11 protein-coding genes are annotated in these 13,877 nt (G+C 54.1%); all 11 read left to right on the top strand.

Annotated features, from left to right (window positions below; genetic code table 11):
• Window positions 1-3 precede the first annotated feature (3 nt).
• The 11 genes from HZS63_RS11710 (at window position 4) to HZS63_RS11660 (ending at window position 13,838) form a co-directional block, all read left to right on the top strand.
• Entirely contained in the window at window positions 4-744 is a 741-nt protein-coding gene (locus HZS63_RS11710; protein ID WP_180684205.1) for an ABC transporter ATP-binding protein, read from the top strand.
• On the top strand, window positions 741-1,439 hold the full coding sequence (locus tag HZS63_RS11705) for an O-methyltransferase (RefSeq protein ID WP_180684204.1): 699 nt from the start codon (window positions 741-743) through the stop codon (window positions 1,437-1,439). The genes HZS63_RS11710 and HZS63_RS11705 overlap by 4 nt, the downstream gene beginning before the upstream one ends.
• Window positions 1,439-2,809 carry a phenylacetate--CoA ligase family protein gene (locus tag HZS63_RS11700; RefSeq protein ID WP_180684220.1) on the top strand — a complete coding sequence of 457 codons (1,371 nt, stop codon included), beginning with the start codon at window positions 1,439-1,441 and terminating at the stop codon, window positions 2,807-2,809. The genes HZS63_RS11705 and HZS63_RS11700 overlap by 1 nt, the downstream gene beginning before the upstream one ends.
• Window positions 2,806-4,368 carry a polysaccharide deacetylase family protein gene (locus HZS63_RS11695; protein ID WP_219339174.1) on the top strand — a complete coding sequence of 521 codons (1,563 nt, stop codon included), beginning with the start codon at window positions 2,806-2,808 and terminating at the stop codon, window positions 4,366-4,368. Before HZS63_RS11700 ends, HZS63_RS11695 begins: the two co-directional genes overlap by 4 nt.
• A complete protein-coding gene (wecB, locus tag HZS63_RS11690) occupies window positions 4,365-5,492 on the top strand; it encodes a non-hydrolyzing UDP-N-acetylglucosamine 2-epimerase (protein ID WP_180684203.1) in 1,128 nt (375 codons plus the stop codon). The genes HZS63_RS11695 and wecB overlap by 4 nt, the downstream gene beginning before the upstream one ends.
• The gene (locus tag HZS63_RS11685; RefSeq protein WP_180684202.1) at window positions 5,485-6,693 is read left to right on the top strand and encodes a glycosyltransferase; all 1,209 of its coding nucleotides are present in this window, start codon (window positions 5,485-5,487) and stop codon (window positions 6,691-6,693) included. Before wecB ends, HZS63_RS11685 begins: the two co-directional genes overlap by 8 nt.
• Window positions 6,690-7,694, top strand: coding sequence for a glycosyltransferase family 4 protein (locus HZS63_RS11680; RefSeq protein WP_180684201.1), 1,005 nt, complete (start codon window positions 6,690-6,692; stop codon window positions 7,692-7,694). The genes HZS63_RS11685 and HZS63_RS11680 overlap by 4 nt, the downstream gene beginning before the upstream one ends.
• Complete coding sequence (locus HZS63_RS11675; RefSeq protein WP_180684200.1) at window positions 7,691-9,103, top strand: class I SAM-dependent methyltransferase; 1,413 nt, start codon at window positions 7,691-7,693, stop codon at window positions 9,101-9,103. Before HZS63_RS11680 ends, HZS63_RS11675 begins: the two co-directional genes overlap by 4 nt.
• Window positions 9,104-9,115: 12 nt before the next feature.
• Complete coding sequence (locus tag HZS63_RS11670; RefSeq protein WP_180684199.1) at window positions 9,116-9,907, top strand: class I SAM-dependent methyltransferase; 792 nt, start codon at window positions 9,116-9,118, stop codon at window positions 9,905-9,907.
• Between the two features lie 221 nt (window positions 9,908-10,128).
• Window positions 10,129-12,261: a glycosyltransferase gene (locus tag HZS63_RS11665; RefSeq protein ID WP_180684198.1), complete on the top strand. Its 2,133-nt coding sequence runs from the start codon at window positions 10,129-10,131 to the stop codon at window positions 12,259-12,261.
• Window positions 12,258-13,838 (top strand): glycosyltransferase, encoded by a 1,581-nt coding sequence (locus HZS63_RS11660; protein WP_180684197.1) that lies wholly within the window; start codon window positions 12,258-12,260, stop codon window positions 13,836-13,838. The genes HZS63_RS11665 and HZS63_RS11660 overlap by 4 nt, the downstream gene beginning before the upstream one ends.
• Window positions 13,839-13,877 lie beyond the last annotated feature (39 nt).

The following is a 13,877-nucleotide window of genomic DNA, read 5'->3' as shown; positions in this document are numbered from 1 at the left end:
GTCATGAATGCATTCATTGATTCACGGAGCGTGACAGTCGAGTTCCCTATCTACGAGAACTCCCATCGCTCATTGAAGAAGAAGGTGCTCAACTTGACCACTGGAGGCAAGATCGGCAGCGATGCAGGAAAGCATCCGGTGGTGCGGGCGCTTGACCAGATCACTTTCACCTTTGAGCATGGCGAACGCGTCGGCCTAACTGGGCACAATGGTTCAGGGAAAACTACGCTGTTACGCGTACTTTCAGGAGTATACGCACCAGTTCATGGTTCGCTTGATGTGCGTGGAAAGATTGCCTCTTTACTTGATGTTTCAATGGGCCTTGATCCTGACGCTACTGGTTTTGAGAATATCTATTTACGCGGAATCATGGATGGTCTTAAGCCCTCTGTAATTCGCGACAAGATTGACGACATTGCTGACTTCACTGAATTGGACGAGTATCTTAATCTGCCTGTTCGAACTTATTCTAGTGGCATGATGTTGCGACTGGCCTTTGCCATATCCACAAGTGTGGAGGCCGATATTTTGATTATGGATGAATGGTTGAGCGTTGGTGACGCCCAGTTCAGTGCAAAGGCTGCCGTGCGACTGGAGAAGCTTGTCAGTAAAGCGGGAATTCTAGTTATTGCCTCTCACGATCCTAAGCTCATTGAGCGCGTATGCACCAGAAGAATCCATCTTGAACACGGCAAAATCATGAGTGACGAGAAGGTTGTGCGAGAGGAAGTCGCTGTCGAATGAAGAATATTTTACGGAAAATTCTTCCCAGGCGATTGATATCAGCGGCTCGTATTCTCTTGATCATGCATAGAGAGCATGGTCATGTAAATCGACGCGATGGATTTCCAGTGAACGGTCGTGGCGAGTATCAACCTTGGCTGACTTATCCATTGATTGAATACCTTAAAGGCTTTGATTTTAGTCAGAAGCGTATATTTGAGTTTGGTGCGGGTTCATCTACACTTTTCTGGGCCAGCCGTGCCAAGCACGTAGAAAGCGTCGAGCTCGATCGGCGATGGTTTGATAGCCTTGTCAAAATTGTTCCAGACAATGTGGTGCTCAATCACCAGTCGGATGGAATCTCTTACGCTCAAAAGATTATTGAAGCTGATGGTCAATTCGATGTGATTGTGGTCGATGGTGCTGAGCGCTACCGCTCGGCCGAAGCCGCACTTAAAAAACTGATTCCTGGTGGAATGATTATTCTGGATAACGCTGAGTGGTACCCGAACACGGCGGAGTTGCTTCGAGGTGCTGGTCTGATCGAGGTACGTTTCAGTGGATTTTCTCCAGTGAATGCCTTTACATCGACATCCAGCGTCTTTTTGCATCGCGATTTTTCCTTCCCGCTGGTCACAGATGCGCGACAGCCGCCGGTCGGAGGGGTATCCATCAAAGGGGGTACCCTAGATGATGGCCCCAGGAGTGGCAAATGATTCGTGCAGATCATCCGCTGCTCGAGGTCGCAGAGCACGCCTTTGCCCGGCAGCCTCTACGCATCGTAAAGGGGCTCGTCAGTGCCTATATGGCCTATCCATTGGCCGAGCATCTCGAAAAGCGCAGTGTGCGGCCCAGGCTCGCGCTAATCCGCCATCACTATCGTCTGCCGCTCGAACAGCGAATGGCGGTGGCCAAGGGTCGTCTAGCCGACATACTCCACCATGCCGGTCAGAAGGTTCCGTATTACCGAGATCTGTTTGCCAGCCTAAACTTCGATCCTGAAAAGGTACGGCGCGATCCTGCTTACCTGAACGACCTGCCATACCTAACGAAGGACATCATCCGCGAGCAAGGCGAGCGCATGCTCTCGCAACCCCTGACTCAGGTCCGACATCACGCATGCAAGACAGGCGGATCGACCGGGGTGTCGACGGTCATTTACTACGACCAGCCGGCGGCCGACTACTCTGCGGCGGTTACCTTGTATGCCCGTGAGCGAATCGGAAAGAAGAAATTCAAAACAGAACTGCACTGCGCCTGTCGGTTCCCCGATGTCGCCGTTGCGCAGTGGCCTAGCCGAGAAGACTTCAAATGCTTCGCCATGAACCGTAGCAATGTCTTCTTCGACCGCGTCGACGAAGCGGGGCTCGAAGAGATCTGGCGCACGATCAAGCGCCGTCAGCCCTACCTGTTGCACGAACACCCCTCCACCATTTATGCGCTGGCCTGCCATGTGGAACGCAAGTATGGCGGTGGTAAAGCATTCGAAGTGTTCGAATCTAGCGGAGAACTGCTTCAGCCATACATGCGTGAAAAAATCGAGCAGGTTTTGCGATGCAGGGTGGTGGATCGCTATGGACTCGCCGAGTTTGGCGTCATGGCCTACGAGCTCAATGGCCCACAAGGGGGGCTACAGGTTTTCGAATCAGAAGGATGGCCAGAGCACCGAAGTATCGACGACGGCAACGAGCTCGTGTTCACCGGCTTTCGCAACCAACTGATGCCGCTCATCCGCTATGCCACCGGTGACCGAGCCCGTGTCACCAAGGGGGCAAACGGATTCGTGCTCTCCGATGTAATCGGTCGAATCCATGACGTGGTGCCCATCAATGGCGTGGCGCACCTGACCCACCACATCATGGACATTCTCGATCATCGGGTTGGCGGAATACAGGAATTCCAGATCGACCTTCGCTCGTTGAAACCGATCCTGCGCATCGTTCAGGAGCCGTCGGCCGATACGGAAGAGATACGCCGCCGAATCGAGCATCATTGGCCAAACGCCTTCACGATCGAGTTCGTGACCTTGGCCGACCTGGTGAAGGTTGGGGTCCGTTCTAAGTTTCGTCATGTGGTGACTGCATGATTCATCTAATTGCGAATGCTACTGACGCCCCAACTGTCGCGCTTGTACTGGCAGCGTTGAGACGCTCGGTCAGCCACGGTCTGGCAATTCAAGCATCGCATGCTTCGCTCGATAACGCGTCGATCGTTGTCTGTGTCAATGCCGACGATCGTCTTGGTAATGCGCTTATCGATTGGTTGTATGCCAAGCCGCGCAAGCTGATTGTGTTTGGCAGACTGCCCGCTGCCTTGCATCAGGCATGTGGCGCATCATCTGTATCCTGGCCAGCCAATGCTTCCAGTTGGGCGCGTAGTCCGTCGGCAACTGCTGGCGGATGGGCCCAGAGTGATGGAGAGATTCGCTACCGTGACGCTGCTGCAGGCCTTGGCGCGGCAGGATGGACTAGACCGCTCGAACGATACGATTTCGCCGACGAGTGGAACAACTTGGGCTATGGTGCGATTCGTGCCGATGGGAGCGTTTGGGCGTTGGCCGAGCCTATTCTCTTGCCAGATGCTTCTGTGCTGGCCGACCTACATGTGAACGGCGCGGCTTTACTGACTTACTGTGCACAGTTCGGTGTCGGTGATTCCTCGGTACTCTGGTACAACCGTCCGGTTGGCCCAATCGATTCTTTTGAGTGGCGCCTGGTAGAACGTTTCCTTAGTAACTGGCGTAGCGAAAACTTGCCTTGCTGTCCTGTTATTAGCGAGATTCCCTGGGGCTACGATTCAGCGATTACTACGCGGCTAGATTGTGACGAAGATATCACCTCGGCGCGAGCGTTGTGGGAAGCCTATAGCGAATGGGGCGTTCCCTTGTCGCTGGCAATCCATACCAGCAATCTGGCCGATGACACCCATCAATCCTTCCTGCACGAGTTCTGCGCCAATGGCGGCGCATTGCTCTCACATACGGCAACGCATGCACCCAACTGGGGCGGTAGCTATGAGGCGGCACTAAAGGAAGGGAGTGATTCTCTCGATTTGATCCGAACTGCCACCGGCGTATCGGTTCGCTATGCCGTATCGCCTTTTCATCAGTCCCCTCCTTATGCACTGGCCGGGCTGTGTGATGCCGGCTACTGCGGTTGTATTGGCGGCATCATCCGAAATGACCCAGAGTTTCTTATGGCTCGCGGTGGCGAACTGGCAAATATGCCTAGGGGCTTTATCGGTCACAGCCAGCAGACCATGCTGCACGGCGATTGCATGCTAATCGAGGGCGACCCCCTGCGCATCTTCAAGGCTGCTTACGACCGGGCCTACGAAACCCAAACCCTCTTCGGTTATCTGGACCATCCATTCTCCCCTCGCTATCAGTACGGCTGGATTGACGAAGCCCAGCGGATTGAGGCGCACCGCGGCTTGATTGGCCATATCCGTGCCCGGGCCAATAAGCCCTTGTTCCTGGACGAGATTCAGGCGCTCGATTTTTTGCGGGAGCGAGCCGCCATTCAAATGGCCACGGATGATACGGGTTATCTGTGCCATCGAGGCGAGGCCTCGCGTGGTTTGGTCTTTGGTGTGGAATACAAAGGGCGCTGTGAGCCCCTACTGAGCGGAAAGAGGTTGGGATGAAAGTTCTGGTTGCGTTGGGCACCCGCCCCGAAGTCATCAAGCTGGCCCCGGTCATCGCTGCCCTGCAGCAGCGGGTGGAGGTGAAAGTCTGCGCCAGCGGTCAGCACAGGGAAATGCTCCAACAGGCCCTGGATGCATTTGGTCTGCGCCCCAACCATATGCTCGACACCATGAGCCCGGGGCGTTCCCTAAACATCCTTGCGGCCCGCCTGCTGGAGGGCATGGATGCTGTGCTCGAGCAGGAGCGCCCCGACTGGGTGCTGGTTCAAGGCGATACGACCACGGCCTTCTGCGCGGGGCTCGCCGCTTTCCAGCGTCAGATCCGGGTTGGGCATGTAGAGGCGGGGCTGCGCACCGGCGACTTGAACAGCCCTTTCCCGGAAGAAGCCAATCGCACTTTGTTGGCGCGCATCGCCAGCCTCCACTTTGCACCTACCCGCCTCGCGGCCCGCGCCTTGCGTACAGAAGGGGTGGAGGAATCACGGATACGTGTAACCGGAAATACTGTAGTTGATGCAATCCAGCAGGCGCAGGCTGCTTGGCCCGCTGGCATTCCATCCTCAGTCCCAGCTGAAATCAGGGCTCGGCTTGAGGCCGGGCCAGCAGTGCTGGTCACCTGTCACCGGCGTGAGAACTTCGGCGCCGTGATGGAAGCTTTCTGCAACATGCTGGCCCGTCTCAGTGAGCGTTATTCCGAGCTGCAATGGATCTTCCCCGTGCACCTCAATCCGGCCGTTCGAGAGCCAGTACATCGCCTGCTGGGGGGGCGCCCCAACCTGTTCCTAACCGATCCGGTGGACTACCACACCAGCCTCTACCTCATCCGCCATGCCCAGCTGGTACTCAGTGATTCTGGGGGTATCCAGGAAGAGGCTCCGACCTTCGGTACGCCGGTAGTGGTGATGCGCCAGCACACAGAGCGCATGGAGGGTGTTCATGCTGGCTTTGCCACCCTTGCAGGTCAAGATACTCTGGCTATCGAGGAGGCTGTTAATACTTGGTTAGGGGATGAGCATCACCGCAATAGTCTTCGTGCTAAAGCGAACCCCTATGGCGATGGTCAGGCCTCCGGCCGCATCCTCGCCGCCCTGTTGGGCAAGTCCGTCGAGGAGTTCCATGGCTGAGACCTTGCAGGTACCTCAGAGCTGCATCCTTTTTGCGACCGCGGACTGGGATGAGCCGTACTGGACCAATAAGCAACATTGTGCAAAATCGCTAGCCAAATTGGGCTCACGCGTGCTTTACATTGAGAGTGTGGGACTGCGCAAACCAAGGCCAGGCAGCGGACGCGACTGGCACCGCTTGCTCGACCGCCTTCGCAAGGGGCTGTCATCGCTCGTATTTGGTGCCCCCGAGCGTTCGCCGGGTGTGTTCATTCTCTCGCCCTTGGTGGTGCCCGCCGGTTACCGTCATCCGCTGCTCAGGCGTCTGAACGGTAGCTTGCTTCGGCTGGCGATCCGGCGATCGATGAAACAGCTTGAGCTGGGCAAACCGGTCGTATGGACCTATCACCCCTTCATGCTCGATGCTATCGAGGGCTTGAGCGAGGGTGGCTTGCTGTATCACTGCGTGGATGATCTGGCTGCGGTGCCGGGCGTCGATGCTAAGGCCTATCGCGCTGCCGAGGTCCAACTGCTCAAGCGTGCCAACGTGGTCTTTGTTACGGCCAAGACGCTGATCGAGAAATGTCGCGAGCACAATTCAGATGCGCATTATCTCCCCAATGTTGTCGATGCAGAACACTTCGGCAGGGCCTTTCAGGACGCTCCGCTACCCGCCGATTTGGCAAACATACCCGAGCCGAGGCTTGTCTATCACGGGGTTCTGTCAGACTTCAAGATCGATTTTGAATTGCTATTTGCTTGTGCGCGCAGTCGACCAGCATGGCAGTGGGTGCTCATTGGCGAAGAGCGCGAAGGGCAGCGCAGCGCGTTGGTCGCTGAACTTGCCGCGTTACCTAACGTTCACTTTCTGGGCTATATGCCCTACGAGGTCCTCCCGAACTACCTGCGTGGTATGCAGGTTGGCCTTTTGCCTTCGAAACTGAACGAGTACACACGTGGCATGTTTCCCATGAAGTATTTTGAGTATCTAGCGGCCGGCCTGCCGGTGGTCTCCACCCGCCTGGCCTTTACCGAAAATACCTCGCAGGGACTGGCAATCGGCGATGGCCCCGAGGGATTTGTGCGGGCGATCGAAGCACAACTGGCGGCTGGCAGGCTAACGATGCAGCAGTCGCGCGAGTTCGTAGGTGAGAACACCTGGCAAAGTCGAACACGGAAGATGCTCGAAACTTTGCTCTCTAGACGAAACGCTCAAAAATGAAAGTGCTGTTCGCAACTTATCCGATGGCGTTTCACACCCCCGGTGGCGGTGAAGTTCAGCTACTGGCTTATCGCAAGCACCTGCCTCGCTACGGGGTTGATGTGTCATTGTTTGATCCTTGGGCTCCAAAATTCATGGAGCACGATATCGTCCACTTCTTCTCGTGCGTTGGCGGCTCTGTCCATTTCTGCCGGTTCGTCAAGCAACTCGGGCTCCCTTTGGTGGTTTCATCCAGCCTTTGGATTACAGAACAGACCAGGCATCTGTACCCTATTGACGAGATCTGCGCACAACTGGCCTTGGCGGACCGGATCGTCGCAAACTCTGACATGGAGTGCGAAACTCTCTCCGCGGTCCTCGGATTGCCAAGGGAAAAATTTTCAACGGTTTACAACGGTGTCGAATCATCCTTCTTTGAGGCATCTGATCCAAGACTCTTTCGTGAACATTTCAATATCAACAATCGATTTATTCTGAATGTTGGCAACATCGAGCCCAGAAAAAACCAGTTGGGGCTTGTGCATGCTATGAAAGCTTTCCCGGAGCGGCGACTCGTCTTGATTGGCCATCCGAGAAGCCCTGAATACCTTAAGCAGGTGCTTTCCGAAGGTGGAGAGCAAGTCGTTTACCTTGGACCGCTTGCCCATGATTCACCGTTATTGCGGTCTGCGTACAAGGCGTGCGAATTATTTGTATTGCCCAGTACGCTAGAAACACCGGGTTTGGCCGCGTTAGAAGCCCTCGGACAGAACGCCCGTTTGGTCGTTACGCGCGAGGGCTCTTGCGCAGAGTACTTTGGTGACCGAGCGATCTACATCGATCCAATCTCTGTCAAATCAATTGAGCAGGGAATCAGGCAGGCGCTTGAAGCCAAGCATTTGCATGATGGTGACTGTGTGGACGAGAGGTATAGCTGGGTCAATGTCGTGGAACGCCTAGACGGCGTGTATCGATCTGTATTGGCGAAGGCAAGTTTAAGAACCGAGGTAATCCAAGAATGAATGACATTAACTACGCGACTGGTGCATACGACCCCGAACGAGATCATGAAGGTGAATTCCGCTGGCTTGCAAAACGGGTCGAGATTCAGGTCGCTGGTCTTGAAGGCGTCCTAGTTCTTACTGGCGAATCACCCGTTGCTGGTCTTGCGGTGGTTCAGACTCCGCAAGCGACGATCAATGTTCGGCTGAATCCGGGTCCGATGACTATTCCCATACCAGTCCGCACAAATGGGCATCCTCAAACCGTAATTATTGAGTTTACTCAAGCACTTCATGCACCAGAAGATCCGCGTACATTGAGTTTCAAAGCTCGCACATTGTCCTTCCGACGCCCGGGCCGACAGCCTGATGGTGGTGGCGATGCGGCATTGGTTTCGGGAAAAGGTATCTACGCCGGAGCCGTATCCACAACCTTCGCCCAAGGCTGGCTGAGAATGCATGCGACGATGGCGCAGGATCGACAGTTGAGAATATCGGGCATTCTGGTGCCGCCTATTAACCGACGCGAGCCTGCAGCGCTGACAGCGAACGGTGAAGTGCTGGACAAGATCAGTTATGGTCTCTTCAATCCCGACTATGCTTATCTCGGTAATGTGGCGTTTGAAGGGATTGTCGACCTGACCCGCTTCGAGGGGCAGGAAGGTATCCGTTTCGGCTCGGTCTTCGCAATTGATGGACTGCGTGCAACGCCCGCACATCAGGACTGGTATTGGCCGCTATCCGGTGTCGATGCACCTGTTCCTCAAGCGGAAAACATGCAAAGAATCGGCTCGACTGAGCGCGACTGGTTTCTCTTCTCGGGCGCATCATTTGTAGAGAAACTCGATGAAGTCTTCGGTATCCCGAACCGAAAAAACGTCCATGTGCTGGACTGGGGGTGTGGATGCGGTCGCCTCACTCGACATCTCATTAGCAAAGGCTATGGCCGCATCACGGGCATCGACATCGACCCTGTGAATGCGAATTGGTGTCAAGCTAACCTCCCCGGAGCCGATTTCTCCCTGGTCAGTACCGATATTCCGACGCCACTTCCATCGGGCAGCGTCGACCTCGTTATCGGCCACTCGGTATTTACTCATCTGACAGAAGCGGACCAGTTCCTCTGGCTGTCCGAATTGAACCGCCTCCTCAAGCCGGGGGGGCACGCGCTCGTGACAGTCATGACCAACTTTTCCTCTGCGATCGAGCCGTTCGATGTTGATGCCTACATGGCCTTTCAGCGCGATGGCTTCTTGGATGTGGGCTGGCAGGAGGACGGTGTCGATAGCCAGAAACCGGGGTTCTACCGGCGAATCTTCCATACGGTCGACTATGTATTGCGCCACTGGTCAGCGTACTTCGAAGTGTGTGCAACCCTTGAGGGGTATTCGGATCACCAAAATGCAATCGTATTAAGAAAGTTGCAATGATGCCAAATTGTCATGGATTTTTTTAAACAAGAGGTTTATGAAATGAGAGATACCGATAAAGACTGGAACGAAATTGCTAAAACGGCACCATATTGGGGCGTTCTATCTCACGATGAATTTAGGGAGCCCGATGCTGCTGCATTGGAACGTTTCTTCAAGACAGGTGAAGATGACGTAAATTATTCTTGGCATATTTTTAACAAAATATTTGGTGAATTTTGTCCGAATTCAGCTCTTGATTTTGGGTGTGGCGTAGGGCGATTAATGGTTGCTATGCAAAAGCGCATTGAAAGACTTGTCGGAGTTGATGTGGCAGACGAAATGAGAAGAATTTGCTCTGATAATATGATTGCTGCTGGGGCAACTAATTTTGAGGTGTTAAAAGATATTCCTGAGGATCAAAAGTTTGATTGGGTTAATTCGGTGATTGTTCTTCAACACATCCCGGCCATCCGCGGCTATGAGTTGATAAAAAAACTGTGGGGTCCGACAAAGGAGGGAGGGAGTTTAAGTATTCAGTTTTCTATTTATCATGATTCGACCCATATAAACAAGCTTTTAGAGAAGTCGACTTACTTTACTCACGATGGCGAAAAGGTGAGCATGAATCTCGACTTGGCAAAATTTGATGCGGGTACGATGATGATGTTTGACTATGATCTTGGCTATGTTATGTCTCTGCTAGACCTTGAAGATCGGGCGCCACTTTACATAGAGCATACTAATCATGGTGGTCATCGTGGTGTTTGGTTGTTTGTTCGAAAGCCAGCACCTCATATAACTGTCGAAGAATGCTCACAATAATTCTTGTGCTTGTCATCGCAAGATTAAAGCTTTTGTGCGGCGAACGCTTAACCAAGATTGTATTGGGCCCATGAACATAACTTGTCTTGTGCTCCTTGTATGAGCGGTATTATATTTTTGTTATCTGTGGAAGATTAGATGAGTTATCGAATATGAAAATAATTTCAATGAAAAGACTTCCTCGCGATGATGATGTGCCCGTGTTTGGTTAGGTGAATTGTATGGATTTAGCAATTGTTATTCCATTTATAGAAAAATATGGTGGCGCTGAACGCTACCTGATCGAATGTGTGCGTGTTTGGCAGTCACGCCACGACATTACGATCTACGCTACGAGGATTTCGGAAAAGCTGCTTGCCGAGCACGGCATCGGCCCCGGGGTGAAACGTTGCGAACTGAGCCCATATTTCGAAGGCGAGCATTCGATGTTGCTTAATGCCGTTCTGCTGCCGAAGATTTGGCGGGAGGAGATCGGTCGCCATGATTTGTACCACATGCATCTTTGGCCAACCCACTTGGTAGATCTGCACCCGATGGTCTGGTACCCCCACGAGCCCCTGCGTGTGCTCCACGATCTGCGTTATGAGCAGAATGTCGAACAGGTGGGAAATGATGCGGCACGCAACATCCATATCTATCCCAAATATAACTACGATCGTATCGGTGACTCGCTCTACGAGGCTTACCTGAACTCCATTGATGCCATGGATAAGTCGGTGAGACCTGAACGCATCGTCGCCAACAGCCGCTATACCGCTGACTACTTGGAGGAGGTATACGGTGTCCCGGTGCACGATGTGGTTTATCCCGGCGTTGAGCCAGAGAGCTTCATCGAGTTGCCGACCGACCGGAACCTCTTTGTCACGATTAGTCAGTTGTGGCCGCACAAGCGGGTCAACCTGCTAGTGGAAGCAATTGCTCTGACGGATGACGCGCAATTGTTGGTTATCGGTTCGGGGCCGGAAAAGGAGCGCCTTCAGGAAATTGCAGTCAAGCTCGGTGTTGATGATCGGGTTTTCTTCCTCTCCGGGCTGAGCAATCGTGAGCTTGGGTTGGTGCTGGCTCGCGCCTGCGCATTCCTGTTCTCCCCGATCAAGGAGCCCTTCGGCATCGTGGTCCTCGAGGCCATGGCCGCTGGTTTGCCTGTCATCGCAGTTGATGAGGGCGGGTACGTTGAGGCATGCAAACCGGAGTATTCCTTCCTGGTTCGGCCTTATCCATCCTTGTTCGCCGAAAAGATCCGATACCTGCAGAGTCACCCGGAGGTGGCCAGGAAGATGGGTGAGGCCGGCCGGAAGGCAGCGCCGGAATTTACCTGGAAGCGGGCTGCCGACGAACTTGAAGTTATTCTGATCGACGCCTGGAGCAAGTCGCGCGAGGGCAGGGTTGAGCGCCCCGTGTCTGGTGGTCAGACGATGTTCGGGATTCAGTATTACCTTTGGTTTGGCGAAGGCTTTGGCGCCCCGCACTGGAATGACAATCCCGAAAGTGGGCATGTGTCTGACAAACCAATGATTGGATATTACAGCTCGGTCAAGGGCCAGACCATCGAGAACCATCTGGATCTGTTCGAGCAGATGGGCCTCGATTACGTTATCCTCAACCTGCATCTCGACTTCAAGGGGGTGAATGGGCTCGAGTTGATGGGCATCCAGCATGTCTTTGACATTGCCGCAAAGCGCAAGAGCCCGCTGAAATTTGCCATCCAGCTTGCTCCATATGCCGATGACACGGTGGAGCTGGAGAAAGCGGTGCAAATGATCGCGAAGCTTTACGCTGACCACCCCAATTACCTCAAGCTGGACGACGCGTCGGTGCTGTTCTGGTTCTGGTCGAGCGCCTACGATGGAAACAAGCGATTTGTTTCCATCCTAGCCAAAGCTGCCGAGCGCTTCACGAACATTGCCGTCAGCTTGCGGTTGCCAAACGATACGGATGAAGACAAGCTGACATTTGGTTTCTTCGATGGGTTCGTCCCGTTCTCGCCGCTCGAACTGGCTGAGGAGAAAAACTGGAACCGGGTGTGGAAGGCCGCGTATGACGGGGCCAGGCACGCAGGCATGCGCTACCGTGTAGCTGCCTTGTCGCCTGGGTACGACGACTCGGGATTGACGGCAGCGAACCGAGTCGGCAACCCCTATCGGGTTGTGCCGCGCAAGGATGGCGGTACCTATCGAGCTGGCATGGACTTTGTCGAGTCGCTGACCGACAAGCCCGATCTGGTGATGATCTCGACCTTTAACGAGTTCCATGAGAACACTCACATCGAACCGTCGATGCAAAACGGCATGCGTTACATCGACCTGACGGCGCAGTTTGTAGAACGAATGAAACAAAAGTGGGGACAGTCATGACCGAGAGCGCAGCTTCGATCAACACCGTTGTGTTTGCCGATCCTCTGATTGACCTAACGGCTGGTGGCGCATTTGTATGCGTTCTTTCTACGTCTATACCGATTGCCGATCTCTCGCTTGTGATCGACATCTATGATCTGGACAACCCAGTGCACCCCGAAGGGCACCTGGGCTGGTGGCAGTTTCCACTGGCTCAGCTCGGCGAGCGTGTGTCAGCCCGAGTTTTCGAAGCCGCCAACGGCGTGCTGTGCGAGCTTGAGGGGGCGCAACCGGTTCATCAGTGGGTCAATGACCAGAAAGTCGAGTTCAAGCGGCTAGTGGTCAACGCCGTTTTACGATCGAGTATCACCAATGGCATCGTTTATCTGGATAAGGTGCCCGCATTTAAGGATGCGAGTGATCGGGATTCGTTCCGCCTCGGTTTCAGCCGTGACTGGCAACAGCCCATCTACGCTCCATCGAGCTTCGTCGCACCCGAAGGCGCTACGGTCCGTATTGTCTCGCGCAACGTCTTCCTCAAGGATGCCGTCGGAAACTTCAGCCTTGAGCTGTATCGGGCGCTGAAGCAAAACGACATTCCGGTGGCGCTCTACGCAGAGCAGTTCGATCTTTCGTTGAACGACTTTGTTCGCCGCGTCGATCTGATCACCGAAGAGACCACGCCAAATGACCAACTCTTCTATTTCTCGTCAACTTTTGACCCTGCGCTTGACAAATTACTGCACTTGCCTTTTGCTCGCAAGATTGCTTACTTTCATGGGATCACTCCGCCTGAGCTTCTTCAGGTATTCGACCCGGAACTAAGTATGAACTGCCGGCGGGCTTACAAACAGCTTGGGAGACTGCAGGAGTTCGATTTGCTCGCCACTAACTCCCGCGCATCGGGTGAGTTTTTAACGTCATTCTTTGGCGTCACCGGACGTTTTGGTGTGGATGATATCCGGGTCATCCCGCCCCGGCTGTTGCCTCCCGGAGAGCTGGTGGACTCAGAGGTCATCGAGTCACAAGGCTCAACGCTTTCAGCCGGTGCGCGACTCCTGTACGTAGGTCGTATCAAGAGCCACAAGAAAATCGAAAATCTGCTCGAACTCTTGGCAGCCTATCGGAAACTCGATGGTGCTGCCGAGCTCTGGATTGTCGGGGGTGGCTATGACAAGGCCTATCGAGACTACCTGCGATGGGTGCAGGAGAAGGACCTTGAACTACCGCCTGAATCGGTCAAATGGCTTGGGAGCGTCGATGATGCCCGCCTTGCCGAAATCTACCGAACGGCCAGTGCGTATGTGAACATGAGTGAGCACGAGGGATTCTGCATACCAGTTTTCGAGGCCATGCTCTCTGGACTCCCAGTCTTCACCTTCGGGCTACCCGCCATCCGGGAGGTGTTAGACGGTTCAGGTGTGTATTTCGTCAATAAGGACTACCCTCATCTGGCCCGCTCGATCAAGGCTGTGCTGGACGATCCGGCTCGCCGCTCGTCCATTATTGCGAAGCAACGGATCAGGGCGGCAGAACTGGCGAAAGCGATGGATGGAAGGTCCTTATTCGATCTGCTGGAGCCGGAATTGTCCTGCTAAACGATGCGCGCAGCACTGCGCAACATTTCTGGTTTGAAC

This window comes from Tepidicella baoligensis (assembly GCF_013432195.1).
Lineage (GTDB): Bacteria > Pseudomonadota > Gammaproteobacteria > Burkholderiales > Burkholderiaceae_C > Tepidicella > Tepidicella baoligensis.
The sequence above is the reverse complement of the archived record's forward strand: the minus strand, read 5'-3'. Positions and strand labels throughout refer to the sequence as shown.

What these genes read in the sequence shown, in the direction of transcription:
- HZS63_RS11660 (WP_180684197.1), top strand. Translation starts at nt 12,258, where the DNA reads ATGACCGAGAGCGCAGCTTCGATCAACACCGTTGTGTTTGCCGATCCT.
- HZS63_RS11680 (WP_180684201.1), top strand. Translation starts at nt 6,690, where the DNA reads ATGAAAGTGCTGTTCGCAACTTATCCGATGGCGTTTCACACCCCCGGT.
- wecB (WP_180684203.1), top strand. Translation starts at nt 4,365, where the DNA reads ATGAAAGTTCTGGTTGCGTTGGGCACCCGCCCCGAAGTCATCAAGCTG.
- HZS63_RS11705 (WP_180684204.1), top strand. Translation starts at nt 741, where the DNA reads ATGAAGAATATTTTACGGAAAATTCTTCCCAGGCGATTGATATCAGCG.
- HZS63_RS11695 (WP_219339174.1), top strand. Translation starts at nt 2,806, where the DNA reads ATGATTCATCTAATTGCGAATGCTACTGACGCCCCAACTGTCGCGCTT.
- HZS63_RS11675 (WP_180684200.1), top strand. Translation starts at nt 7,691, where the DNA reads ATGAATGACATTAACTACGCGACTGGTGCATACGACCCCGAACGAGAT.
- HZS63_RS11685 (WP_180684202.1), top strand. Translation starts at nt 5,485, where the DNA reads ATGGCTGAGACCTTGCAGGTACCTCAGAGCTGCATCCTTTTTGCGACC.
- HZS63_RS11665 (WP_180684198.1), top strand. Translation starts at nt 10,129, where the DNA reads ATGGATTTAGCAATTGTTATTCCATTTATAGAAAAATATGGTGGCGCT.
- HZS63_RS11670 (WP_180684199.1), top strand. Translation starts at nt 9,116, where the DNA reads ATGGATTTTTTTAAACAAGAGGTTTATGAAATGAGAGATACCGATAAA.
- HZS63_RS11710 (WP_180684205.1), top strand. Translation starts at nt 4, where the DNA reads ATGAATGCATTCATTGATTCACGGAGCGTGACAGTCGAGTTCCCTATC.